The 21,215-nt window shown below is 70.0% G+C and carries 23 protein-coding genes; 9 read left to right on the forward strand and 14 right to left on the reverse strand.

Annotation, left to right across the window (positions count from 1 at the left end):
• Window positions 1–342: 342 nt before the first annotated feature.
• Entirely contained in the window at window positions 343–984 is a 642-nt protein-coding gene (locus ACFWV8_RS32205) for a DNA-3-methyladenine glycosylase (RefSeq protein ID WP_384212238.1), read from the reverse strand.
• Between the two features lie 75 nt (window positions 985–1,059).
• On the opposite strand from ACFWV8_RS32205, the gene ACFWV8_RS32210 reads away from it, so the two are divergent.
• From ACFWV8_RS32210 to ACFWV8_RS32220, 3 genes are all read left to right on the forward strand, one after another.
• Window positions 1,060–1,842 (forward strand): sporulation protein, encoded by a 783-nt coding sequence (locus ACFWV8_RS32210; RefSeq protein ID WP_329389368.1) that lies wholly within the window; start codon window positions 1,060–1,062, stop codon window positions 1,840–1,842.
• An 86-nt stretch (window positions 1,843–1,928) separates the two neighbouring features.
• Window positions 1,929–2,468 (forward strand): YbhB/YbcL family Raf kinase inhibitor-like protein, encoded by a 540-nt coding sequence (locus tag ACFWV8_RS32215; RefSeq protein ID WP_384212243.1) that lies wholly within the window; start codon window positions 1,929–1,931, stop codon window positions 2,466–2,468.
• A 189-nt stretch (window positions 2,469–2,657) separates the two neighbouring features.
• On the forward strand, window positions 2,658–3,170 hold the full coding sequence (locus ACFWV8_RS32220) for an HNH endonuclease (RefSeq protein ID WP_384212246.1): 513 nt from the start codon (window positions 2,658–2,660) through the stop codon (window positions 3,168–3,170).
• 127 nt (window positions 3,171–3,297) lie between these two features.
• Here ACFWV8_RS32220 and ACFWV8_RS32225 read toward each other — a convergent pair whose 3' ends face one another.
• The 4 genes from ACFWV8_RS32225 to ACFWV8_RS32240 form a co-directional block, all read right to left on the reverse strand.
• Window positions 3,298–4,065, reverse strand: a complete 768-nt coding sequence (locus ACFWV8_RS32225) for a sulfite exporter TauE/SafE family protein (protein ID WP_384212249.1) — start codon at window positions 4,063–4,065, stop codon at window positions 3,298–3,300.
• 145 nt (window positions 4,066–4,210) lie between these two features.
• Window positions 4,211–5,140 (reverse strand): SPFH domain-containing protein, encoded by a 930-nt coding sequence (locus tag ACFWV8_RS32230; protein ID WP_329389360.1) that lies wholly within the window; start codon window positions 5,138–5,140, stop codon window positions 4,211–4,213.
• A 147-nt stretch (window positions 5,141–5,287) separates the two neighbouring features.
• Complete coding sequence (locus ACFWV8_RS32235; protein WP_384212253.1) at window positions 5,288–5,716, reverse strand: NfeD family protein; 429 nt, start codon at window positions 5,714–5,716, stop codon at window positions 5,288–5,290.
• A 129-nt stretch (window positions 5,717–5,845) separates the two neighbouring features.
• Window positions 5,846–6,637, reverse strand: coding sequence for an ABC transporter ATP-binding protein (locus ACFWV8_RS32240; protein ID WP_329389357.1), 792 nt, complete (start codon window positions 6,635–6,637; stop codon window positions 5,846–5,848).
• Window positions 6,638–6,761: 124 nt separating this feature from the next.
• Here ACFWV8_RS32240 and ACFWV8_RS32245 point away from each other — a divergent pair, with 124 nt between their 5' ends.
• On the forward strand, window positions 6,762–7,550 hold the full coding sequence (locus ACFWV8_RS32245; protein WP_384212260.1) for a hypothetical protein: 789 nt from the start codon (window positions 6,762–6,764) through the stop codon (window positions 7,548–7,550).
• Between the two features lie 86 nt (window positions 7,551–7,636).
• Here the strand turns inward: ACFWV8_RS32245 and ACFWV8_RS32250 are convergent, their stop codons facing one another.
• The 3 genes from ACFWV8_RS32250 to ACFWV8_RS32260 all read right to left on the reverse strand — a co-directional run bounded on the left by ACFWV8_RS32250 (window position 7,637) and on the right by ACFWV8_RS32260 (window position 9,885).
• A complete protein-coding gene (locus tag ACFWV8_RS32250; protein ID WP_329389352.1) occupies window positions 7,637–7,888 on the reverse strand; it encodes a chaplin in 252 nt (83 codons plus the stop codon).
• A gap of 211 nt (window positions 7,889–8,099) precedes the next feature.
• Complete coding sequence (locus tag ACFWV8_RS32255; protein ID WP_329389350.1) at window positions 8,100–8,747, reverse strand: response regulator transcription factor; 648 nt, start codon at window positions 8,745–8,747, stop codon at window positions 8,100–8,102.
• Window positions 8,740–9,885 (reverse strand): GAF domain-containing sensor histidine kinase, encoded by a 1,146-nt coding sequence (locus ACFWV8_RS32260; RefSeq protein ID WP_384212269.1) that lies wholly within the window; start codon window positions 9,883–9,885, stop codon window positions 8,740–8,742. Before ACFWV8_RS32260 ends, ACFWV8_RS32255 begins: the two co-directional genes overlap by 8 nt.
• Before the next feature lie 223 nt (window positions 9,886–10,108).
• Between ACFWV8_RS32260 and ACFWV8_RS32265 the strand changes: the two genes are divergently transcribed.
• From ACFWV8_RS32265 to ACFWV8_RS32275, 3 genes are all read left to right on the forward strand, one after another.
• Complete coding sequence (locus tag ACFWV8_RS32265) at window positions 10,109–10,807, forward strand: SDR family NAD(P)-dependent oxidoreductase (protein WP_384212272.1); 699 nt, start codon at window positions 10,109–10,111, stop codon at window positions 10,805–10,807.
• Window positions 10,804–12,108, forward strand: a complete 1,305-nt coding sequence (locus ACFWV8_RS32270) for an S-adenosylmethionine:tRNA ribosyltransferase-isomerase (RefSeq protein ID WP_384212276.1) — start codon at window positions 10,804–10,806, stop codon at window positions 12,106–12,108. The genes ACFWV8_RS32265 and ACFWV8_RS32270 overlap by 4 nt, the downstream gene beginning before the upstream one ends.
• A 260-nt stretch (window positions 12,109–12,368) precedes the next feature.
• Window positions 12,369–13,115, forward strand: coding sequence for a transglycosylase SLT domain-containing protein (locus ACFWV8_RS32275; RefSeq protein WP_384212279.1), 747 nt, complete (start codon window positions 12,369–12,371; stop codon window positions 13,113–13,115).
• A 92-nt stretch (window positions 13,116–13,207) separates the two neighbouring features.
• On the opposite strand, the gene ACFWV8_RS32280 is transcribed toward ACFWV8_RS32275, so the two are convergent.
• Window positions 13,208–15,766: an FHA domain-containing protein gene (locus ACFWV8_RS32280; protein ID WP_384212283.1), complete on the reverse strand. Its 2,559-nt coding sequence runs from the start codon at window positions 15,764–15,766 to the stop codon at window positions 13,208–13,210.
• A 306-nt stretch (window positions 15,767–16,072) separates the two neighbouring features.
• Between ACFWV8_RS32280 and serB the strand changes: the two genes are divergently transcribed.
• Window positions 16,073–17,323, forward strand: coding sequence for a phosphoserine phosphatase SerB (gene serB / locus ACFWV8_RS32285; RefSeq protein WP_384212287.1), 1,251 nt, complete (start codon window positions 16,073–16,075; stop codon window positions 17,321–17,323).
• A gap of 109 nt (window positions 17,324–17,432) precedes the next feature.
• Here the strand turns inward: serB and ACFWV8_RS32290 are convergent, their stop codons facing one another.
• From ACFWV8_RS32290 to ACFWV8_RS32305, 4 genes are all read right to left on the reverse strand, one after another.
• Complete coding sequence (locus ACFWV8_RS32290) at window positions 17,433–17,951, reverse strand: histidine phosphatase family protein (protein WP_329389338.1); 519 nt, start codon at window positions 17,949–17,951, stop codon at window positions 17,433–17,435.
• Window positions 17,952–18,029: 78 nt separating this feature from the next.
• The gene (locus ACFWV8_RS32295) at window positions 18,030–18,236 is read right to left on the reverse strand and encodes a hypothetical protein (protein ID WP_384212290.1); all 207 of its coding nucleotides are present in this window, start codon (window positions 18,234–18,236) and stop codon (window positions 18,030–18,032) included.
• A 138-nt stretch (window positions 18,237–18,374) separates the two neighbouring features.
• Window positions 18,375–18,491 (reverse strand): SGM_5486 family transporter-associated protein, encoded by a 117-nt coding sequence (locus ACFWV8_RS32300; RefSeq protein ID WP_329389334.1) that lies wholly within the window; start codon window positions 18,489–18,491, stop codon window positions 18,375–18,377.
• A 17-nt stretch (window positions 18,492–18,508) separates the two neighbouring features.
• Entirely contained in the window at window positions 18,509–19,852 is a 1,344-nt protein-coding gene (locus tag ACFWV8_RS32305) for a CynX/NimT family MFS transporter (protein WP_384212295.1), read from the reverse strand.
• A 77-nt stretch (window positions 19,853–19,929) separates the two neighbouring features.
• Between ACFWV8_RS32305 and ACFWV8_RS32310 the strand changes: the two genes are divergently transcribed.
• A complete protein-coding gene (locus ACFWV8_RS32310; RefSeq protein WP_384212298.1) occupies window positions 19,930–20,604 on the forward strand; it encodes a FadR/GntR family transcriptional regulator in 675 nt (224 codons plus the stop codon).
• A 21-nt stretch (window positions 20,605–20,625) separates the two neighbouring features.
• Here the strand turns inward: ACFWV8_RS32310 and ACFWV8_RS32315 are convergent, their stop codons facing one another.
• Complete coding sequence (locus ACFWV8_RS32315; protein ID WP_384212302.1) at window positions 20,626–21,084, reverse strand: hypothetical protein; 459 nt, start codon at window positions 21,082–21,084, stop codon at window positions 20,626–20,628.
• Between the last annotated feature and the right edge of the window lie 131 nt (window positions 21,085–21,215).

Raw genomic sequence — 21,215 nt, forward strand, 5'->3', positions numbered from 1 at the left:
AACGGACGCTTCCTTCGGTCCCGTCTCCGGGCCCCTCCGGGCTTTCCCTTCGGTCCTGCTGTCTTGCGTTCCCGACTCTATCAGAACCTTTCGGCGCCTGATTCCCAGTCAGCGGGATCACCTAATCGGTTATCCGCTTTCGCGTTTCCCTTTCGGCGTGTCCACTACGTTAACCGATTCCCCGGGCGACTCATAATCGGGTCGAGCGAGTTCGAATTTCGGCATGCCGAAATAGAACCCGTCAGGGGTGAATCGTAGGTAGTGGGTGGCCGCTTCGGGCTACTGAAGAGCAAGACCCGGGCAAAGCGGCTCGGACTACATTAGGCGTCCCGCCCCGGCGCGTCAAGTTGCCCGTTTGCGCGGAGTGTGGGCGCGGTACGGGCTCACCGTCGGGTCGCCGTCGATCCAGAACCGCCAGGGGTGCGGGGCTCCTTCGCCGCCCACCCCGGTGCGCGGGCCGCTGCGTACCTGGTCACGGGGCGGCGGCGTACCCGTGAGCATCGACAGGGGCGCGTCGCCACCGGTGCACACGTCGGTGCCGTTCAGCACGCGGTCGACATCGAGGCCCGTGGCCAACCGGGCCGGGCCTTTGGCCAGTTCCTTGTCGTTACGGGCCGAGACTCGTCGTTTCCGTACCTGCTCCGCGCCCTCCCGGACCTCGCCGGCGCGCAGCAGTACACCGCTCGCCTTGCCCTCCGGGCCGCACACCAGGTTGAGGCAGTGCCACATGCCGTACGTGAAGTAGACGTACGCGTGGCCGGGCGGGCCGAACATCACGCTGTTGCGGTCGGTGCGGCCACGGTAGGCGTGGGAGCCCGGGTCGATGTCGCCGGCGTACGCCTCCACTTCCGTGAGGCGGAGTTCTATCGTTCCTTCCGCCGTGCGGCGCAGGAGAGTTCGGCCCAGCAGGTCGGGGGCGACTTCCAGCACGGGCCGGTTGAAGAAGTCACGGGGCAGCGGCGTACGGTCGGGGCGCTCGATCATGTCGTCCGAGCGTAGCGGGGGAACCGCCCGCGGTCGTGACGCGTATGTAGAGGTCAGGATCTAGGAGGAGTGACTATGGGCTTCAAGAGGCTGCTCGCGAGCATGGGCGCCGGCGGTGCGTCCGTCGAGACCGAGCTGACCGAGCAGAACGTCGTCCCGGGCGGGGTCGTCCAGGGCGAGGTGCGTATCCAGGGCGGTTCGGTCGACCAGCAGATCGAGGGGCTCTCCGTCGGTCTCCAGGCCCGCGTCGAGGTCGAGGGCGGGGACCAGGAGGTCAAGCAGGACCTGGAGTTCGTCAAGCAGCGTCTCGGCGGTGCCTTCGAGGTCAAGGCCGGCGCGGTCCACGTGGTGCCTTTCGGGCTGGAGATCCCGTGGGAGACGCCGGTGACGAGCATCGGCGGGCAGCAGCTGTACGGCATGAACATCGGTGTGACGACGGAGCTTGAGATCGCCCGCGCGCTGGACTCCGGCGACCTGGACCCGATCAACGTGCACCCGCTGCCGGCGCAGCAGGCCATCCTGGATGCCTTCATCAGCCTGGACTTCCGGTTCCGCAGCGCGGACATGGAGCGTGGGCACATCCGCGGGACGCGTCAGCGGCTGCCGTTCTACCAGGAGATCGAGTTCGCTCCGCCGCAGCGGTACCGCGGGCTGAACCAGGTCGAGTTGACGTTCATCGCGGACGACCGCGAGATGGACGTCATTCTGGAGATGGACAAGAAGCCGGGCCTGTTCTCCGAGGGCAGCGACTCGTACCGCTCCTTCCAGGTGGGTCTGCACGACTTCCAGGGGACCGACTGGGCGGCCTACCTCAACCAGTGGATCGCCGACGTCGGCGGGCGTCGCAACTGGGCCTGAGATCCGTACGGCCGTAGTCTCGGCTCCGGAAGGCCGCCGGGTCCCGCGAGGCCCGGCGGCACCAAGCCGAATCCGGAGGTTCAGTAGTGACCGAGGCGAAGAGGGCTCCGCTCCCTCATGACTTCCACCCGCCTGTGCCGTCCTTCACCGTGGTGAGCGACGACATCGCGTCGGGTGCGGTCCTGAAGGACGCCCAGGTCTTCGCGGCGGGGAACACATCGCCGCACCTGCGGTGGGAGGGGTTCCCCGCGGAGACCAAGAGCTTTGCCGTGACGTGTTTCGACCCGGACGCGCCGACCGGCAGTGGTTTCTGGCACTGGGCGCTGTTCGACATCCCGGCGTCGGTCACGGAGCTTCCGGCCGGCGCGGGTTCCCGTTCGTTCGAGGGGTTGCCCAAGGGCGCCGTGCACGCCCGTAACGACTACGGGTCGAAGGACTTCGGGGGTGCCGCTCCCCCGGCGGGTGATCCCGCTCACCGTTATGTGTTCACGGTGTACGCGGTGGACAGTGACACGCTGGGCCCGGACTCGGACGCCTCGCCCGCCGTGGTGGGCTTCAATCTGCGGTTCCACACGCTCGCGCGTGCGCAGCTGGTCGGTGAGTACGCCGTGGCCGCGGAGAGCTGACCGTTCAGCTGTTGTTTGCCCTGCCCTGGTCTTGGAGAGATCAGAGCAGGGCATTTTTTCGTTGCGGGGGTTATTGGGGTCGTCCTCGGAACTCGGATAGGCGGATATTGCGTTGTCCATCTTGGCGCGCCCGGCCAGAGTTGATCCCAGCCCGCCGTCCGGCGGGACGGCACACGGGAGGTGGGCGGGATGCGGGACACGCTGGTACTGAATGCGAGCTTCGAGCCGCTGTCGACGGTGACACTCAACCGTGCGGTGGTGCTGGTCCTTCAGGACAAGGCCGTCGTCGAGCAGTCCCACCCGGCTCTGCGGGTGCGTGCGGCCCAGGTGGATCTGCCGGTGCCCCGGGTGATCAGGCTCTGCAGGTATGTACGGGTGCCCTTCCGAAGACAGGCACCGTGGTCGAGGCGCGGGGTGCTGATACGCGACCAGCACCGGTGCGCGTACTGCGGTCGGCGCGCGACGACCGTGGACCATGTGCAGCCGCGGTCGCGTGGCGGTGCGGACAGCTGGCTGAATACGGTCGCCTCGTGTGCCGAGGACAATCACCGTAAGGCCGACCGGACGCCCGAGCAGGCCGGAATGCCGCTGCTGCACGAGCCGTTCGTGCCGTCGCCGGCCGACGCGATGCTGTTGGCGCTGCGGGCCGGTGAGCGGTCGGCGCTGCCGCAGTGGCTGGCGGGGGCCGGTGTGGCCGCGTAGGCCTTGAGTGCTTCCCTCCCGTCGCCGTTGTCACCCTTGTCGCCGGACGGCCCGTCTCCGTACACCGGAGGCGGGCCGTCGCGTGCGGAGCCGCCCGGGGTCCGCGTGACGTCCGCGTGAAGTCGGCTCAGCGGGTGACCAGTTGGACGATGGCGACCGTGCCGACGACCACGATCATCGTGCGCATCACGGTGGGTGAGAGCCGTCGGCCGACCTTCGCGCCGAGTTGGCCGCCGATGGCGGAGCCGACGGCGATGAGCACGACCGCCGTCCAGTCGAACTCGGCCACGAAGAGGAAGAAGATCGCGGCGATGGTGTTGACGATGGCGGCGAGGACGTTCTTGACGGCGTTGAGCCGCTGCATCTCCTCGTCGATCAGCATGCCCATGAGGGACATGTAGATGATTCCCTGGGCGGCGGTGAAGTAGCCGCCGTAGACGCTGGCGGCCATGACACCGCCGAAGAGGAGCGGTCCGCCGTCGGTCTTCGTGACGACGTTCTTCCGCGCGCGGTGGTGCTGGACGGTCTTGGCGAGCCGGGGCTGGAGGATCACGAGGACGAGCGCGAGGCTCACCAGGATCGGCACGATCGTCTCGAATGCCGTCGAGGGCAGTGAGACGAGCAGGATCGCCCCGCAGAGCCCGCCGCAGACGGCGGCTGTGCCCAGTCGCATGACGCGCCGGCGCTGTCCGGTGAGTTCGGCGCGGTAGCCGATGGCTCCGCTGACGGCGCCCGGTATCAGGCCGAGTGCGTTGGAGACGGTGGCGGTGACGGGTGGCAGGCCGGTGGCGAGCAGCACGGGGAAGGTGATCAGCGTGCCCGAGCCGACGATGGCGTTGATGGTCCCGGCGCAGGTGCCCGCGACGAACACGGCGAGCATCTCCCAGATGGTCACGCGACACGTCCCTCGGTGATCGGTGGTTGTTGAACCGATCATGCACGAGGGCGGGGCCGTTCCCGTACGACGGGTGGTGCGTCGCACGGGAACGTGACGTACGGATCAGAGAAACGGCGGCCGCCGGCACCGGAAACTGGAGCCGTCAGTCGAGCGGTGCCTGCTGGCGGCGATCCTTGCCGGTGTTGAAGCCCGGCACTCCGGAGCCGAGGTTGTCGAACGCGCCGCTGAGTCCCTTGAGCGCGTCGCCGATCTCGCTGGGCACGATCCAGAGCTTGTTGGCGTCGCCCTCGGCGATCTTGGGGAGCATCTGGAGGTACTGGTAGGCGAGGAGTTTCTGGTCGGGGTCTCCGGCGTGGATGGACTCGAATACCGTACGGATGGCCTGGGCCTCGCCCTCGGCGCGCAGGGCGGCGGCCTTGGCCTCACCTTCGGCGCGCAGGATCGCCGACTGCTTCTCGCCCTCGGCGGTCAGGATCGCCGATTGCCGAATGCCCTCGGCCGTGAGGATCGCGGCGCGCTTGTCGCGGTCCGCGCGCATCTGCTTCTCCATCGAGTCCTGGATGGAGGTCGGCGGCTCGATGGCCTTGAGCTCGACGCGGTTGACGCGGATGCCCCATTTGCCGGTGGCTTCGTCGAGGACGCCGCGCAGGGCCGCGTTGATCTCCTCGCGGGAGGTGAGGGTCCGCTCCAGGTCCATGCCGCCGATGATGTTGCGCAGCGTGGTGACGGTGAGCTGCTCGATCGCCTGGATGTAGCTGGCGACCTCGTACGTCGCGGCGCGGGCGTCGGTGACCTGGTAATAGATCACCGTGTCGATGTTGACCACCAGGTTGTCCTGGGTGATCACCGGCTGGGGCGGGAAGGGGACGACCTGTTCACGGAGGTCGATCCGGTTGCGGATCGAGTCGATGAACGGGACCACGATGTTCAGGCCCGCGTTGAGCGTGCGGGTGTAGCGCCCGAAGCGCTCCACGATGGCGGCGCTCGCCTGCGGGATGACCTGGATCGTCTTGATCAGGGCGATGAATACAAGCACCACCAGGATGACCAAGACGATGATGATTGATGGCATCGCGTTCCTTACTGCCCTTCGCTGCCGAACTGCTGGACTGTCAGATGATCGAGTTTCGCAGAACACGCCTGCTTGTGGGGGGTGTTCGGCCTGGTTGCCTGGTCGAGCTCATCGAAAAGCGGGGCGCCTGATGGCACGCGGGGGCGCTCACATCACCACCGCGGTGGCGCCGTCGATCTCGGCCACGTCGACCTTCTCCCCCGGTTCAAAGGCCTGTTCGGCGTCGAGAGCGCGTGCCGACCAGATCTCTCCGGCGAGTTTGATCCGGCCGCCGCTGCCGTCGACCCGTTCGACGACCACGGCCTGACGCCCTTTCAGGGCGTCGATTCCCGTGGCCAGCCGGGGAGTTCGGGCGCCTTGTCTGGCCGCCAGGGGCCGTACGACGGCGATGAGCGCGACCGAGACCGCTACGAAGACAAGGACCTGCGCCACGATTCCGCCGCCGAGCGCCGCGACGACGGCACCGGCCACCGCGCCCACGGAGAACATCCCGAACTCGGGCATCGCCGTCAGGACGAGCGGTATCGCCAGTCCCACGGCCGCGATCAGCCACCACACCCATGCTTCGATTTCCACATCATCATGGTAGGTGGGCGGGTCCGGTCCGGACAGGGGGCGCGATCAGGTCATCTACGCTGCCCAGGCGCCGTCTTGGCCGTCGGTGGCCATGAGGTCGCCATGGGGCGCTGTGAGTTCGCGGTGGGCTCAGCGCAGCGGGAGACCGCGCGCGGACCAGCGGTCGTCGGCCTGCTCCACGACGAGCGGGAGGCCGAAGCAGAGGGAGAGGTTACGGGACGTCAGCTCGGTCTCCATGGGACCGGCGGCGAGGACCTTGCCCTGGCGGATCATGAGGACATGGGTGAAGCCGGGGGCGATCTCCTCGACATGGTGGGTGACCATGATCATGGAGGGGGCGTACGGGTCCCTGGCGAGTCGGCCGAGGCGGCGTACGAGATCCTCCCGGCCGCCGAGGTCGAGACCGGCGGCGGGCTCGTCGAGGAGGAGCAGTTCGGGGTCGGTCATCATGGCGCGGGCGATCAGGGTGCGCTTGCGCTCGCCCTCGGAGAGGGTGCCGAACCTGCGGTCCAGGTACTCGGTCATACCGAGCCTGTCGAGGAAGGCGCGGGCGCGCTGTTCGTCGACGTCGTCGTAGTCCTCGTGCCAGGTGGCGGTCATGCCGTACGCGGCGGTGAGCACCGTCTGGAGCACGGTCTGGCGCTTGGGCAGCTTCTCGGACATGGCGACTCCGGCCACGCCGATGCGGGGGCGGAGTTCGAAGACGTCGACCTTGCCGAGCTTGTCGCCGAGGATCTTCACCTTGCCGGTGGAGGGGAAGAGGTAGCTGGACGCGAGGTTGAGAAGGGTCGTTTTTCCGGCGCCGTTGGGGCCGAGGATCACCCAGCGTTCGCCCTCCTTGACGGACCAGGAGACATCGTCCACCAGAGCGCGTCCGTCGCGGACCACGGATACGTCCACCAGCTCCAGTACATCGCTCATGAGCGCGTTGTCTCCCCATGCAGTCTTGAGATCTGGCATGCGCCTGTGGGCGCAGCTCCACAGGGAAAACCTACGCCACCGGTCCGGCGGTCAACTCCTTAGGTCCGTTCCCTAGGCTGGGGCCATGCTTTCCGAACCACGCTCAGGACTGTTGGCGGCCTGGGGAAATGCCCTCCTTGCCGGATTCGTATCGCCGGACGACGCGGTTCTCGCGATCGTCGGGCCGGACGCGGTGCACCGGGTGGCGGAGCTGCCGGGCGAGACGGGGCCGGTCGGGCTGACGCTGGCGCTCGGCCGGCTGCGCGCGCTGGGGGTGACCGGGTACCGAGTGGCGCTACCGGCGCCGGGGCATCCGCTGGGGCTGAGCGGGCCGCCGGAGTTCAACGCCCGAGCGCTGGAGGCGGAGGAGGCGGTGGTCGCTTCGGGGGCGCCGTACGGGCTGGTGCCCGAGGTGACCGCGGTGGGTCCCGAGGGCGACCTTCATGTGGAGGTGGTCTGGCACTGTCTGCCGGTGCGTGAGGCGCCGCCGGCGGATGTGCCGTCGCTCGGTGAGGCGGAGCGGGAGCTGGCCGAGGCGCTGCGGGAGGCGACGGACGAGCTGTCGCGGCTGGATGTGGCGGCGTCGGGGCCGGTGGCCGAGGCGGCGCTGGACGCGTACCGCGCGCGGTCGGAGCGTGGCCGCGAGGTGCTGGCTCCGGGCTATCCGCCGCGCGCCGTACGGGTGCTGGAGCTGGCGCAGCGGGTGGGGCTGCTCGTCGCGCTGGCGCGGGAGAACGGGCACGGCGGGGCGGTGAGCGCGTCGGAGATGGCGGCGCGTGGTGAGCTGCTGCGGCCGGTGGAGCGGGTGTCGCGGCGGGCGCAGGTGGCCGCGTACAACGCGTATGTGGAGGAGAGGGAGCGCGGGCCGCGCTGAGCGGGTCCGGGTGTGAGATGTGGCACGGCCCCGGTGCCCGTCGCTGAGGACGGGCGCCGGGGCCGTGGCGCCTGGGCGGCGGTGGATCAGGGGTTCAGGCCGAGGTTACCGAACGCCGGGTTGAGGACGCCGATCACGTTGATCGTGTTCCCGACCGCGTTCACGGGGACGTGGACCGGGGCCTGCACGAGGTTGCCCGAGCCGATGCCCGGGGAGTGCACGGCCTTGCCGTCGGCGGCGGCGTGGGGGCCGCCGGTGGCGAAGGCGGCACCGGAACCGGCGGCGACGAGGCCACCGGCGATCATAGTGAGGGCGGCGGCCTTCTTGAGGTTGTTCATTTTCAGGATCCTCCATCGCAAGGGCCGCGGCGGTGATCCGCGGCACGCCATGGAGAACGCGCGGACGCCGTCGGGGATACGCCGTGTGGGGGACATCCACCCGACGGTATGAATCTCAGATCGGAATACGACATTCCAGATCGGCAGCGGCTAGTCTCCCGCGACCCGGCGCCCGTGCGACCCGAGCCCCCGCGACCCCGCTACTTCGCGCTCATCCCGTGATGCCGTGCCGTACGGCCCACAGCGCCGCCTGCGTACGGTCCGCGAGGTCCAGCTTCATCAGGATGTTCGAGACATGCGTCTTGACGGTCTTCTCCGAGAGGACGAGCGCGCGGGCGATCTCCCGGTTGGAGCGGCCGTCCGCGATCAGGGTGAGCACCTCGCGCTCCCGGTCGGTGAGCGATGACCCCCTGCCCTGTCCGGACCCGGGGTCGTCCTGGGCCAGCAGGGCGCCCGCCACCTCCGGCTGGAGCAGGACATGACCGGCGTGTACGGAGCGGATGGCGCCGGCCAGCGCCTCCGGATCGACGTCCTTGTATACGTAGCCCGCAGCCCCGGCCCGCAGCGCGGGCACCACCGTGCGCTGCTCGGTGAAGCTCGTCACGATCAGCACCTTGGCCGGGTTGGCGAGGTCGCGGAGCTTGCGCAGGGCCTCGATGCCGTCGGTGCCCGGCATCTTGATGTCCATCAGGACGACGTCCGGCCGCAGCTCCTCCGCGCCCGCCACGCCCTCGTCACCGTCGGACGCCTCGCCGACGACCTCTATGTCGTCCTGGATCTCCAGGAAGGTGCGCAGGCCGCGGCGGACCACCTGGTGGTCGTCCACCAGCAGTACGCGGATTCTCTTGTCGTCAGCCACCGGGAACTTCCATCTCGATCGTGGTGCCCTGTCCGGGCGCCGATTGCACCGTCAGCCTGCCGCCGACACCGCTCGACCTGTCCCGCATCGAGACGAGCCCGAGGTGGCGGCCGGCTCTGCGGACCGTCCTCGGTTCGAAGCCCTTGCCGTTGTCGGTGACGCTGAGCACCGCGCCCTGGCCCCGGCGGGCGATGGTCACGTCGACGCGCTCGGCACCGGAGTGGCGCAGGGCGTTGTGGAGCGCCTCCTGGGCCACGCGGAGCATCGCCTCCTCCTGGGAGGCGGGCAGCGCCTTCACACCGCAGCTGTCGAAGGTGACGTGCGCGGAGTGCGCGCGGTCGAGGACCTGGATCTGGGTGCGCAGGGTGTGGACGAGGCCGTCCTCGTCCAGGGCGGCGGGGCGCAGCTCGACCACGGCGGCGCGCAGTTCGTCGGCGGCCTCGGCGGCGAGGTCGGCGACCTGTCGCAGTTCGCCCTTGGCGCGGGCGGGGTCGCGGTCGATGAGGCTGGCGACGGCCTGGGCGGTCAGCCGCAGCGAGAAGAGTTTCTGGCTGACGGCGTCGTGGAGCTCGTGGGCGAGCCGGGAGCGCTCCTCGGCGATGGTCAGCTCCCGGCTGCGCTCGTACAGCCTGGCGTTGGTGAGGGCGATCGCGGCGTGCTGGGCGAGGATGCCGAGGAGTTCCTCGTCCTCCTCGGTGAATCCGCAGCCGCCGGCCGGCCTGGGACAGCGCTTGTTGGCGAGGAAGAGCGTGCCGATTGTCTCGTCGCCGTCGCGGATGGGCAGGCCGAGGAAGTCGGACATGTCGGGGTGGGCGGAGGGCCAGCCCCCGAAGCGCGGGTCCTCCTTCACATCGGCGAGCCGCTCGGGCCGGGGGTCGAGCAGCATCGCCGCGAGGATGCCGTGCTGGCGCGGGAGCGGGCCGATGGCCTTCCACTGCTCGTCGCTGACGCCGTCGACCACGAACTGGGCGAAGCCGCCGTGGTCGTCGGGCACCCCGAGCGCGGCGTACTCGGCGTCGAGCAGTTCACGGGCGGAGGCGACGATCGTCTTGAGGACGTCCCGCACCTCCAGATGCCTGCTCATCGCGAGGAGCGCGGTGCTCACGGCGGCGAGCCCGGAGCTCGGTCGATGGCTCATGACCTCACGGTACCGGCGCCCTGAAGCGACCGGATCGGACCTCGGACGCAGGGGACGAGGGCTTGCGCCCTAGGTCCTGTGTCGAGCCTTGAGGCCTAGGCCGAAGTGCCTTCGCGGGGCGGGACCCGCGGCCGAGGTGGCGGGGCGCTTGTCCTTTCTATGTTGAGGACAACGGCTCTTGGCGACGTCCGGGGCCGACGCGAGGCGAGAAGGAGTGGACGCCATGTCGGTAGCGGTCATCACGGGGGCTTCCAAGGGACTGGGGCGCGCACTCGCCGGGGCGCTCGCCGAGGACGGGTGGGATCTGGTGCTCGACGCCAGGACGCCGGGCGCGCTGGAGGAGGCGGCCAGGGAGGTCAGGGTCCACGGGACGCGGGTGACGGCGGTTCCCGGGGATGTGACCGATCCCGTCCACCGCGCGGAGCTGGTCGCGGCGGCGGCGGCGCTCGGCGGGCTCGATCTGCTGGTGAGCAACGCCAGCGCGCTGGGCGCGGAGCCGCTCGTACGGCTGGACGCGCTGGCCCTCGACGGGCTGCGCGCCGCGCTGGAGACGAATGTGGTGGCGGCGCTCGGGCTCGTACAGGAGTCCCTGCCGCTGCTGCGGGCCGGCGGGACGGGGACGGTGATCGCCGTCAGTTCGGACGCGGCGGCGGAGGCGTACGAGACCTGGGGCGGGTACGGGGCGTCCAAGGCCGCGCTCGACCATCTGGCCGCCGTGCTCGCCGTGGAGGAGCCGGGACTGCGGGTGTGGACGGTCGATCCGGGCGACATGCAGACCGATCTGTACGCGGCGGCCGTGCCGGACGACGGTGACGTACGGCCGGATCCCCGGTCGGTGGTGCCTGGCTTCCTGCGGCTGCTCCGGCAGCGGCCGACGAGCGGGCGGTATTCGGCCGCCTCGTTGCTGGAGGCGGCCTCATGACCGGGGCGGCCGTGCGGCGGACGGAGCTGGAGGGGCCGGGCTGCCCGGAGGGGCTGCGGGTGCCGGACGCGCTCTCCGCGCGGGTGCCGGCCGAGCAGCGCGGCTCGGGGCGGGACGACGTACGGCTGCTGGTGTCCCGGGGCACGGCGGTGTCGCACCACGTCTTCGGGGAGCTGCCGGGGCAGCTGCGGGCCGGGGACGTACTGGTGGTGAACACCTCGCGGACGCTGCCGGCGGCCGTCGACGGGCGGCTCGGGGCCGAGCGGCTGGTCGTCCACTTCTCCACGCGCGGGGACGACGGCCGGTGGGCGGTGGAGCTGCGGTCGCCGGGGGCGCCGGGCCTGGGCGGGCGCAAGGGGGCGACCCGGGCACGTGCCGGGGGTCCGGCCGGGGCGGTCGTACGGCTGCCGGGCGGCGGGCACCTCGTACTGGAGGAGCCGCTGGACCCGGCGGGCACCCGGCTGTGGTGGGCGCGGCTGGACGGCGGGGACGTGCCGGGGCTGCTGGGCCGCCACGGCCGTCCCATCCGCTACGGGTACACGGAGCGGGACCAGCCGCTCTCGGCGTACCAGACGGTCTTCGCGCTCCCCTCCCCCGACGGCACGGGCTCGGCGGAGATGCCCAGTGCGGGCCGGCCGTTCACCGCGCGGCTGGTGGCGGAGCTGGTGAGCCGGGGTGTGCAGTTCGCGCCGATCAGGCTGGACACGGGGGTGGCGTCGGCGGAGGCGCACGAGCCGCCGTACCCGGAGCGTTTCGAGGTGCCCGCGACGACGGCCCGGCTGGTGAACGCGGCTGTGGCGGGGGCCTGTCTTGTGAATCAGGCCGGATCAGGGAGCGGGGTCTGGTGTCGTGGATCGCAAGGCGGAGGAGGGAGTCATGGCGGAGCCATGCCGACCGACGACAACGCGGCGAGGTGCGGCACCAGGGACCGCGAGCCCGGCAAGATCCACAAGACAGGCCCCGGCGGCGGGCGGATCGTCGCGGTCGGGACGACGGCCGTACGGGCGCTGGAGTCGGCGGCCGGTCCCCGCGGGGGTGTACGGGCGGCCTCGGGCTGGACGGATCTGGTGGTCACGCCGCGGCGCGGGGTGCGTGTCGTCGACGGGCTGCTGACCGGGCTGCACGAGCCGGCGGCCTCGCATCTGCTGATGCTGGAGGCGATCGCCGGCCGGGAGGCGCTGGAGGCCGGTTATACCGAGGCGGTACGGCATCTCTACCTCTGGCACGAGTTCGGCGACGTCCACCTCGTCCTGCCGGATGAGAACGCTCACTCTCCGAGTTGCGCCAGCAACCTCTGGTGAAGTCGGACCCTGCCCGATGTGACGCCGCGCATAGGACGCAGATCACTTACGAAGGTATGTAGTGGACATATCGGCGGGTGCAGGGATGCCGTTAACCGGTAGTGGGGTGTCTCATTTGCACACCTTTCAACTATCACGGGTCGTACGTCACACCTTTGCCTCAGAGTTTTGCTGCCGCTAAGAATTGCAGCCGTCGCCGCCATTCAGGCATCTGGCCGACCGGCCTCCGCGACGCCCCGCTATTCGAAGAGGTAAGTCGAATGACCGCGTCCAGCACCCCTGGCAACCGTCTGAACAAGAGCCACCGGCTCTCGATCGCCGGCGTGACAGCTGTCGCCGCCGCGGCCCTCACCTTCTCCTTGGTCCCGGGCAACGCATCCGCCGAGGGCTCGAACAAGACCGTGGCCGCGTCCACGTCCACCGCCCCGGTGGCGTTCCAGTCGCCCACGGGCGGCACGCAGGCCCCTGCCGTCCAGCAGAGCCTGGCCGGGCAGCACACCCTGGCCGACCGCGTCGCCGAGATTCACGCGAAGAAGGACTCCTCGGCCGAGGCGAAGGCAAAGGAGAAGGCGAAGGAGAAGGCGAAGGAGAAGGCCGACGCCAAGAAGGAGGCAGCCGCGAAGGCGAAGAAGCGCGCGGCCGCCAAGGCCAAGGCCAACCGCTCCGCCGACCGCAAGCCCGCCTACGCCAACAACCTGAACGGATGGATCAAGGAAGCCCTGTCCATCATGAAGAAGGAGAAGATCCCCGGCACGTACGAGGGTCTGCACCGCAACATCATGCGTGAGTCCAGCGGCAACCCGCGGGCGATCAACAACTGGGACATCAACGCCAAGAACGGCGTCCCCTCGATCGGCCTGCTCCAGGTGATCAAGCCGACCTTCGACACCTACCACGTCAAGGGCACGCCGAACAGCCAGTACCACCCCGTCGCCAACATCGTCGCCGCGGCCAACTACGCCGCCGACCGCTACGGCTCGATCGACAACGTCGACAGCGCCTACTGAGCGACGGCACCACAGCGCACGACCACGCACAGACGCCGGTGGGCGGCACCCCGCGAAGGGGTGCCGCCCACCGGCGGCGTGCGTGTTCCGCCTTACTTGCGCATGACCTCAGGCTCATGGCGGCGCAGCAACCGCGCCACCACGAATCCGCACAGGACGCCGATGAACAGCAGGACCGCGAGGTTGAAGCCCCACTGCCCGATCGAGTGGTCCCAGAGCGGGTCCAGGTCGTTCGGGCTCTTCGGGTCCCACGGCGGCATCAGATGCGCCAGGTCGAGGGTGGAGCCGGTGCCGGCGATCGCCCAGCGCGAGGGCATCAGCCAGGCGAACTGCTCCAGGCCGGGCGAACCGTAGACCTGGAAGAGCGTGCCGGTGAAGACGACCTGGACGATCGCGAACATGACCAGCAGCGGCATGGTCTTCTCGGCGGTCTTCACCAGCGAGGAGATCACCAGACCGAACATCATCGACGTGAAGCCCAGCGCGATGATCACGATGCACATCTCGACGGCCGGCGGCATGATCAGGCCCTCGTCGGGCAGCGCGCGCGGCGCGAAGCCGATGCCGCAGATGATGACGCCCTGGAAGGCCGTGATCACGCCGAGCACGATGACCTTGGACATCAGATACGCGGAGCGGGACAGACCGGTGGCCCGTTCCCGTTCGTAGATCACCCGTTCCTTGATCAGCTCTCGTACGGAGTTGGCCGCGCCCGAGAAGCACATGCCGACCGCGAGGATCAGCAGGATCGTCCCGGCCTTGCCGTTGAACCTGGACGGCGGGTCGGGCGGTCCGAGACCGAACTCCGCGGGGATCACGACGCTCACCACGCCGAGGACGGCGGGCAATATCACCATCAGCCCGAGGAAGCCCCGGTCGGAGGCGATCACCGAGGAGTAGCGGCGGATCAGCGTCCAGAGCTGGGAGCCCCAGCTCTGCGGCTTCGGCGGGCGCATCTGCTGCGGCGACGGCATATGGACGGACTGCGCGGCGACGGCGTCGATGTCGGCGGCATACATCTGGTAGTGCTGCGAACCGCGCCAGCGGCCCGCCCAGTCGTAGTCGCGGTAGTTCTCGAACGCCGAGAAGACATCGGCCCAGGTGGTGTAGCCGAAGAAGTTGAGCGCCTCCTCCGGCGGTCCGAAGTACGCGACCGAGCCACCGGGCGCCATGACGAGCAGCTTGTCGCAGATCGCCAGCTCCGCCACCGAGTGGGTGACGACGAGGACGGTACGGCCGTCGTCGGCGAGGCCGCGCAGGAGTTGCATGACGTCGCGGTCCATACCCGGGTCGAGGCCGGAGGTCGGCTCGTCCAGGAAGATCAGCGACGGCTTGGTCAGCAGTTCGAGCGCGACGGAGACCCGCTTGCGCTGGCCGCCGGAGAGCGAGGTGACCCGCTTCTCCTTGTGGATGTCGAGCTTGAGCTCGCGCAGCACCTCGTCGATACGGGCCTCGCGCTCGGACTCGGCGGTGTCACCGGGGAACCGGAGCTTGGCCGCGTACTTGAGCGCCTTCCGTACGGTCAGCTCCTTGTGCAGGATGTCGTCCTGCGGAACCAGACCGATGCGCTGGCGCAGCTCGGCGAACTGCTTGTAGAGATTCCTGTTGTCGTACAGGACATCGCCCTCGTTGGCGGGCCGGTAGCCGGTGAGCGCCTTGAGGAGCGTGGACTTTCCGGAGCCCGAGGGGCCGATGACCGCGATCAGCGACTTCTCGGGGACACCGAAGGAGACGTCCTTGAGGATCTGCTTGCCGCCGTCGACCGTCACCGTCAGGTGGCGGGCCGAGAACGAGACCTCACCGGTGTCGACGAACTCTTCCAGCCGGTCGCCGACGAGGCGGAAGGTCGAGTGACCGACACCCACGATGTCGTTCGGACCGATCAGCGCCGTACCGGACTTGGGGATCGGCTGACCGTTGACGTAGGTGCCGTTGTGGGACCCGAGGTCGCGGATCTGGAAGCGGCCGTCGGGCGTCGAGGTGAACTCGGCGTGCAGACGCGAGACCTGGAGGTCGGAGACCACCAGCTCGTTCTCCAGCGCACGGCCGATGCGCATCACCCGGCCGAGAGCCACCTGGTGGAAGGTGGTCGGACTGCGGTCCCCGTACACCGGCGGGGCCCCCGCCGCGCCACCGGAGCCTGGACCGCCGTGACCACCGGCACCGGGGGCTCCGGGCCCTCCGTGCTGCGGCGGTACATAGCCTTGCTGAGGCTGTTGCTGTTGCTGCTGGGACGGCTGCTGTTGCCGGGGCGGCCAGCCCTGCTGCTGAGGAGGCTGCTGCTGAGGGGCCCATCCTGGGCCGCCCTGCGGCTGCGGTTGCGGCTGCGCGGGCGCGTGCTGCGGCGGCGCGTGCTGCACCTGCGGCGCCTGGTGCGCTGCCGCACCGTTGAGATTCAGCCGCGGTCCGTCGGTCGCATTGCCGAGACGCACGGCGCTTCCCGGACCGATTTCCATCTGGTGGATCCGCTGGCCCTGCACATAAGTGCCGTTGGTGCTGCCGTGGTCCTCAATTACCCAACTACGGCCCCCCCAGCTGATGGTGGCATGACGCCACGAGACACGCGCGTCGTCGATCACCAAGTCGCCCTGCGGATCACGTCCCAGGCTGTACGACCTGGACTGATCGAGCGTCCAGGTCCTTCCGTTCATTTCAAGTACGAGTTCCGGCACTCCATGCCCCACTGGTTGTCCCCCGAGTTACCCCCATCACAGGGAGTCTAGGGATGGCGAACATCGTGGGGAACTATTTCAGGCCCGGCCCCTTATACGAAAGTCGGGCCTCACGAAAGAGCGCAAAATCCCGTTCGTGGCGCGGCGAAACGTAAGTGAACACGCGCAAACCCCACCAGCGGGACCCCGGTCGGGACGTATGCGGGAAGAGCCGCCGGGGATGCCTGTCCGGCACGCGGGACACCGGGTCGCTCCACCCGTCCCGCCCGATACGGTGGAATCACCATGAGCGCATCTCAGCCCCCTCAGACCACCGACGCGGCCCCCACGCTTCTCGTCAAGATCTTCGGCAAGGACCGCCCGGGGATCACCGCGGGCCTCTTCGACACCCTCGCCGCCTACTCGCTCGACGTCATAGACATCGAGCAGGTCGTCACCCGCGGCCGTATCGTCCTGTGCGCGCTCGTCACCTCGCCCGCCGGCGGCGGCGCCGAGGGCGAGCTGCGCGCGACCGTCCACAGCTGGGCCGACTCCCTCAAGCTCCAGGCGGAGATCATCTCCGGGACCGGCGACAACAGGCCGCGCGGCAGCGGCCGTTCCCATGTCACCGTGCTCGGGCATCCGCTGTCCGCCGAGTCGACGGCGGCCATCGCGGCGCGTATCACCTCGACCGGCGGGAACATCGACCGTATCTTCCGGCTGGCCAAGTACCCGGTCACGGCGGTGGAGTTCGCGGTGTCCGGCACCCCGACCGAACCGCTGCGCACCGCGCTGGCGACGGAGGCAGCCGAGATCGGGGTGGACGTCGCCGTCGTCTCGGCCGGGCTGCACCACCGGGCGCAGCGGCTGGTCGTCATGGACGTCGACTCGACCCTCATCCAGGACGAGGTCATCGAACTCTTCGCCGCGCACGCCGGCTGCGAGGAGCAGGTCGCCGAGGTGACGGCCAGGGCCATGGCCGGCGAGCTGGACTTCGAGCAGTCGCTGCACGCGCGTGTGGCGCTGCTGGCCGGGCTCGACGCGTCGGTGGTGGAGAAGGTACGCGCGGAGGTACGGCTCACGCCCGGCGCCCGCACCCTGATCCGTACGCTCAAGCGGCTCGGCTACCAAGTGGGCGTCGTGTCGGGCGGGTTCACCCAGGTCACCGACGGGCTGAAGGACCAGCTGGGGCTCGACTTCGCCTCGGCGAACACGCTGGAGATCGTGGACGGGAAGCTCACGGGGCGGGTCGTGGGCGAGATCGTCGACCGGGCGGGCAAGGCCAGGCTGCTGCGCCGGTTCGCCGCCGAGGCGGGGGTGCCGCTGTCCCAGACCGTGGCGATCGGCGACGGCGCCAACGACCTCGACATGCTGAACGCGGCGGGGCTCGGGGTCGCGTTCAACGCCAAGCCGGTGGTCCGCAGGGCCGCGCACACGGCGGTGAACGTGCCGTTCCTGGACACCGTGCTCTATCTGCTGGGCATCACGCGCGAGGAGGTCGAAGAGGTGGAGGCTGCGGAGGGCGCGGGGGGTGCGGAGGAGGGCCCGTCGCGCTGAGCCGGAGCCCGTACCCCGGACTCGTACGAGAGAGGCAAGAGCCCCGGCACGCACACCGTGCCGGGGCTCTGTCGTAAGGGAGTTGGGGCGACCGGAGGGGCGAGCTCGGTCAGTCGTGCGGGGCCCAGTATTCGAGGAGCGTCCCCACGTCGGGCTCCACAGTCTTCCACGACCCCGTGATCTCGATGACGGCGAACGCCGAGGTCGGGAACGCGCTCGCGGTCAGCCGCCCCAGGGCGTCGCCGTCGGCGCGCGCCGAGAGGGCGTCGGCAAGGGCGTGCATACCGGGGTTGTGGCCGATCAGCAGGAGGTCCTTCACCTCGTCCGGCGTCTCGGTGACCAGCGCCAGAAGATCGCCGAGCGTGGCGTCGTACAACCGGTCCTCGTAGACGGTCCTGGGTCGCGACGGCAGCTCGTGCACCGCCAGCTTCCAGGTCTCGCGCGTACGGGCCGCCGTCGAGCAGAGGGCCAGGTCGAAGGCGATGCCGGTCTCCGCAATCCGCCGGCCGGCCACCGGGGCGTCCGCGCGGCCTCGCTCCGCGAGCGGCCGCTCATGGTCGGCCACGTCGGGCCAGTCGGCCTTCGCGTGCCGGAGTAGGACAATCCTGCGGGGTGTTTCGACGCTCATGCATCCCAGCTTCGCATGAATTGCGCCGTCAGGCGCGGGGTGTTGGAGGGGCCGCCCACCACGGATGACGTGACTCCGCTACCTGGCGAGGGTCTGTTGGATCTGGATCACCACACCGCCGACGCCGGGGTCGGTCGCGGCGGCGTCGGCCGGGACGGGGCCGGCCATCAGCAGCAGGAGCGCGGCGAACGCGAGGGCCGGGAGCACCACCGCCCACCAGGGCAGACGGATGTCGACGCTGCTGGGGGACGGGTGGTGGGACCGGGTGTGCGTAGGGGCCTGCATGGCCGCCTCCGTAGGTCAGCGGTTGAAGTACCTCAAAGCTACGGATCACCGGTCCCCGCTCCCATCCGGAGACCCACCCACTTGACCCTGACCCTGGCCCCCTAAGGGACGGTAGGGCCAGCACCACCATTGGCGACGTCAGGGCGCGGCGATCGAGGCGATGACGGCGATCACCACCATGATGCCGATGATCGTGCCGAACATCATCAGCAGTTTCTTCTGGCCGTTCTGGGGATGCGGATCAAGGACTGGCATGGGCCCAGTTTCTCATCTCAGCACTCGTCCTCGATCGTCCGGTCCCGGCCCGCGACGACCCCCAGGATGATCTGCGGCACCATGAGCCCGCCCATCAGCGTGATCGGCAGCTCCCAGCCGCCGCTGTGCTGGTAGAGCACGCCCACCAGCAGCGGACCGGGGATGGAGATCAGATAGCCGGTGCTCTGCGCGAAGGCGGACAGCCGTACGATCCCGGCGCCGGTCCTCGCGCGCATCCCGATCATCGTGAGTGCCAGCGGGAAGGCGCAGTTGGAGACGCCCAGCAGCACCGCCCACACCCAGGCACCGGCGGCGGGCGCGAGGAAGAGCCCCGCGTAGCCGGTGAGACCGCAGGCTCCCAAGGCGATGACGATCGGACCCTGGTTCTTCATGCGGGTGGCCAGCCGGGGGATCACGAAGGCCAGGGGGACGCCCATGACCATGGTGACGGCGAGCAGCAGCCCCGCCGTACCGGCCGAGACCCCCGCGTCGCGGAAGATCTGCGGCATCCAGCCCATGGTGATGTACGCGCCCGTGGCCTGGAGGCCGAAGAAGCAGCCCAGCGCCCAGGCGGTACGGCTGCGGGCGATCCTCGGCGCCGGTGCCCCTGCCTGCGCTCCTGCCCGCACCCCCGCCGCGCCCTGCTCGGGCTCGGGCCGCCGCCCCGCGTCGGCACCGGCCGCGCTCGCGGTGCTCCCCGCGCTCTTCCGGTCGCGTACGACAAGCACCGCCCACGGCAGTACGGCGACGGCCGCGACCACCGCCCACAGCCCGAGGCCGAGGCGCCAACTGCCGCCCAGCGCTGAGGTCATGGGGACTGTCGCGGCCGCCGCCACGGCCGTGCCCGCGGACAGCGCCATCGAGTAGAGGCCGGTCATGGTGCCGACCCGGTCGGGGAAGTACCGCTTCACGATCACCGGCATCAGCACGTTGCCGACGGCTATACCCATCAGCGCGAGCGCGCTCGCCGCGAGGAAGGCGGCCGTGCCGCTGGTGAAGGGGCGGATCAGCAGACCGGCCGTGATGGCCACCAGACCGGCGCAGACCACGGTGGCGGGCCCGAAGCGGCGGGCCAGGCGCGGGGCAGTGACACCGAAGACGGCGAAGCAGAGCGCCGGTACGGAGGTGAGAACACCGGCGACGCTGCCGCTCATTTGGAGTCCGGCGCGTACGTCTTCGAGCAGCGCGCCGAGGCTGGTGATGGCGGGACGGAGGTTGACGGCTGCGAGGACGAGCCCGACGACGAGAAGGCGTGTCAGCCATACGGCCGCCCGGGTCGAGGGTGCCGGTGCGGAGGAATCGGCGGGCAGGGGCGCGGTGTCCTCCCGGGGCGGGAGTGGGGTCGTGGTCTCGTCCAGCATGGAGCCATCATAGAATCATGGGATGATTGGTTGTCCAATCGCCCCGTCATCCCCCGGCACCGAGAACTTGGAGCACCATGGCCCTGACCTCTCCCCGGCGATCCGCGCTCTCCGATCAGGTGATCACCGAGCTGCGGAACCAGATCACGTCGGGCGAATGGCCGGTCGGCTCTCGCATCCCCACCGAGCCCGAGCTGGTCGAGCAGCTGGGTGTGGCCCGTAACACCGTCCGTGAGGCGGTGCGCGCGCTGGCGCACAACGGGCTTCTGGACATCCGGCAGGGCTCGGGCACCTACGTCGTCGCCACGAGCGAGCTTGCGGGCGTGATGCACCGCAGGTTCGCCGACGCCGACGCCCGGCACATCGCGGAGGTGCGCTCCACCCTCGAAGCGTCGGCGGCCCGGCTGGCGGCCGAGCGCCGTACGGATCGGGACATGCGGCAGCTGGACACGCTGCTGGCGCGCCGCGAGGAGGCGTGGGCCGGCGGGAACGCGGACCTGTTCGTCGCGGCGGACGCGACCCTGCATCTCGCGGTGGTCTCGGCCTCGCACAACGAGGTCCTCACCACGCTCTACGCGGATCTGAGCGATCTGATGCGCGACGGGCTGCGCGCCGATGTGGGGCGTGAGCTGCGGCCGGCGTTCTACGTGGACCACGCACGGCTGGTGGCGGCCATCAGGGCCGGGGACGCGGAGACGGCGGGGGCGGAGGCGGCGAGCCACGCGTTCAGCTGTCTGCGCGAGACGGCCTGAGGGCGGCGGCCGTGGCCCCGGTCAGGGCACGGCGCGCTCGTGGCTGACCCAGGCAGATTCGATCTCCTTCCAGCAGCGCCCGGCGAGGCTGACGTAACCGGCGGGCCTGGCCTCGGCGGGCGCGCCGTCGGAGTCGACGTCCCACCAGCGCGCGCACTCGATGTGCAGCTGGACCCGGTCGGTCTCCGGGTACGGGTTGTGGCAGAACGCGGTCACCTGGGAGCCCTCGGTGGTCGTACGGCACGAGGCCCCGAACGGTTCGCGCCCGCGGGCGTCGCGGGCGTCGCGGTCCTCACGCCGGCCGCGGGCGCCCTCACCGTCGTCCACCGCCGCGCGGTCGACACCCAGCACGTCCGCCGCCGACGTCTTCACGGCCGGGGGCGGTGACTCGTCGCGTACGACGGCCGTGACGGCGAGGCCGGTCACGATCAGCACCGCCACCGTCAGCGAGGCAGCCACCTTGCGTGCTTTCCGGTACACAGCTAGACCTCCTCCCCGATCAGTCTGCGGGGATTCGTCGCTCTTCTCGACTCGTACGGACACGGAAAGTGAGCATCCGCGCCGCACGACGCGCGAAACCGCGTGCCGCCGTCGGGCGGTCACGCGGTTTC

This window comes from Streptomyces sp. NPDC058665, assembly GCF_042714995.1.
GTDB lineage: Bacteria > Actinomycetota > Actinomycetes > Streptomycetales > Streptomycetaceae > Streptomyces.

Excerpts from the sequence above, each read along its gene's own strand:
- ACFWV8_RS32205 (WP_384212238.1), bottom strand. The coding sequence starts at position 984 with ATGATCGAGCGCCCCGACCGTACGCCGCTGCCCCGTGACTTCTTCAAC.
- ACFWV8_RS32265 (WP_384212272.1), top strand. The coding sequence starts at position 10,109 with ATGTCGGTAGCGGTCATCACGGGGGCTTCCAAGGGACTGGGGCGCGCA.
- ACFWV8_RS32260 (WP_384212269.1), bottom strand. The coding sequence starts at position 9,885 with ATGAGCCATCGACCGAGCTCCGGGCTCGCCGCCGTGAGCACCGCGCTC.
- ACFWV8_RS32305 (WP_384212295.1), bottom strand. The coding sequence starts at position 19,852 with ATGCTGGACGAGACCACGACCCCACTCCCGCCCCGGGAGGACACCGCG.
- ACFWV8_RS32230 (WP_329389360.1), bottom strand. The coding sequence starts at position 5,140 with ATGCCATCAATCATCATCGTCTTGGTCATCCTGGTGGTGCTTGTATTC.
- ACFWV8_RS32245 (WP_384212260.1), top strand. The coding sequence starts at position 6,762 with ATGCTTTCCGAACCACGCTCAGGACTGTTGGCGGCCTGGGGAAATGCC.
- ACFWV8_RS32250 (WP_329389352.1), bottom strand. The coding sequence starts at position 7,888 with ATGAACAACCTCAAGAAGGCCGCCGCCCTCACTATGATCGCCGGTGGC.
- ACFWV8_RS32210 (WP_329389368.1), top strand. The coding sequence starts at position 1,060 with ATGGGCTTCAAGAGGCTGCTCGCGAGCATGGGCGCCGGCGGTGCGTCC.
- ACFWV8_RS32310 (WP_384212298.1), top strand. The coding sequence starts at position 19,930 with ATGGCCCTGACCTCTCCCCGGCGATCCGCGCTCTCCGATCAGGTGATC.
- ACFWV8_RS32295 (WP_384212290.1), bottom strand. The coding sequence starts at position 18,236 with ATGCAGGCCCCTACGCACACCCGGTCCCACCACCCGTCCCCCAGCAGC.
- serB (WP_384212287.1), top strand. The coding sequence starts at position 16,073 with ATGAGCGCATCTCAGCCCCCTCAGACCACCGACGCGGCCCCCACGCTT.
- ACFWV8_RS32290 (WP_329389338.1), bottom strand. The coding sequence starts at position 17,951 with ATGAGCGTCGAAACACCCCGCAGGATTGTCCTACTCCGGCACGCGAAG.
- ACFWV8_RS32240 (WP_329389357.1), bottom strand. The coding sequence starts at position 6,637 with ATGAGCGATGTACTGGAGCTGGTGGACGTATCCGTGGTCCGCGACGGA.
- ACFWV8_RS32270 (WP_384212276.1), top strand. The coding sequence starts at position 10,804 with ATGACCGGGGCGGCCGTGCGGCGGACGGAGCTGGAGGGGCCGGGCTGC.
- ACFWV8_RS32220 (WP_384212246.1), top strand. The coding sequence starts at position 2,658 with ATGCGGGACACGCTGGTACTGAATGCGAGCTTCGAGCCGCTGTCGACG.
- ACFWV8_RS32275 (WP_384212279.1), top strand. The coding sequence starts at position 12,369 with ATGACCGCGTCCAGCACCCCTGGCAACCGTCTGAACAAGAGCCACCGG.
- ACFWV8_RS32300 (WP_329389334.1), bottom strand. The coding sequence starts at position 18,491 with ATGCCAGTCCTTGATCCGCATCCCCAGAACGGCCAGAAGAAACTGCTG.
- ACFWV8_RS32280 (WP_384212283.1), bottom strand. The coding sequence starts at position 15,766 with ATGAACGGAAGGACCTGGACGCTCGATCAGTCCAGGTCGTACAGCCTG.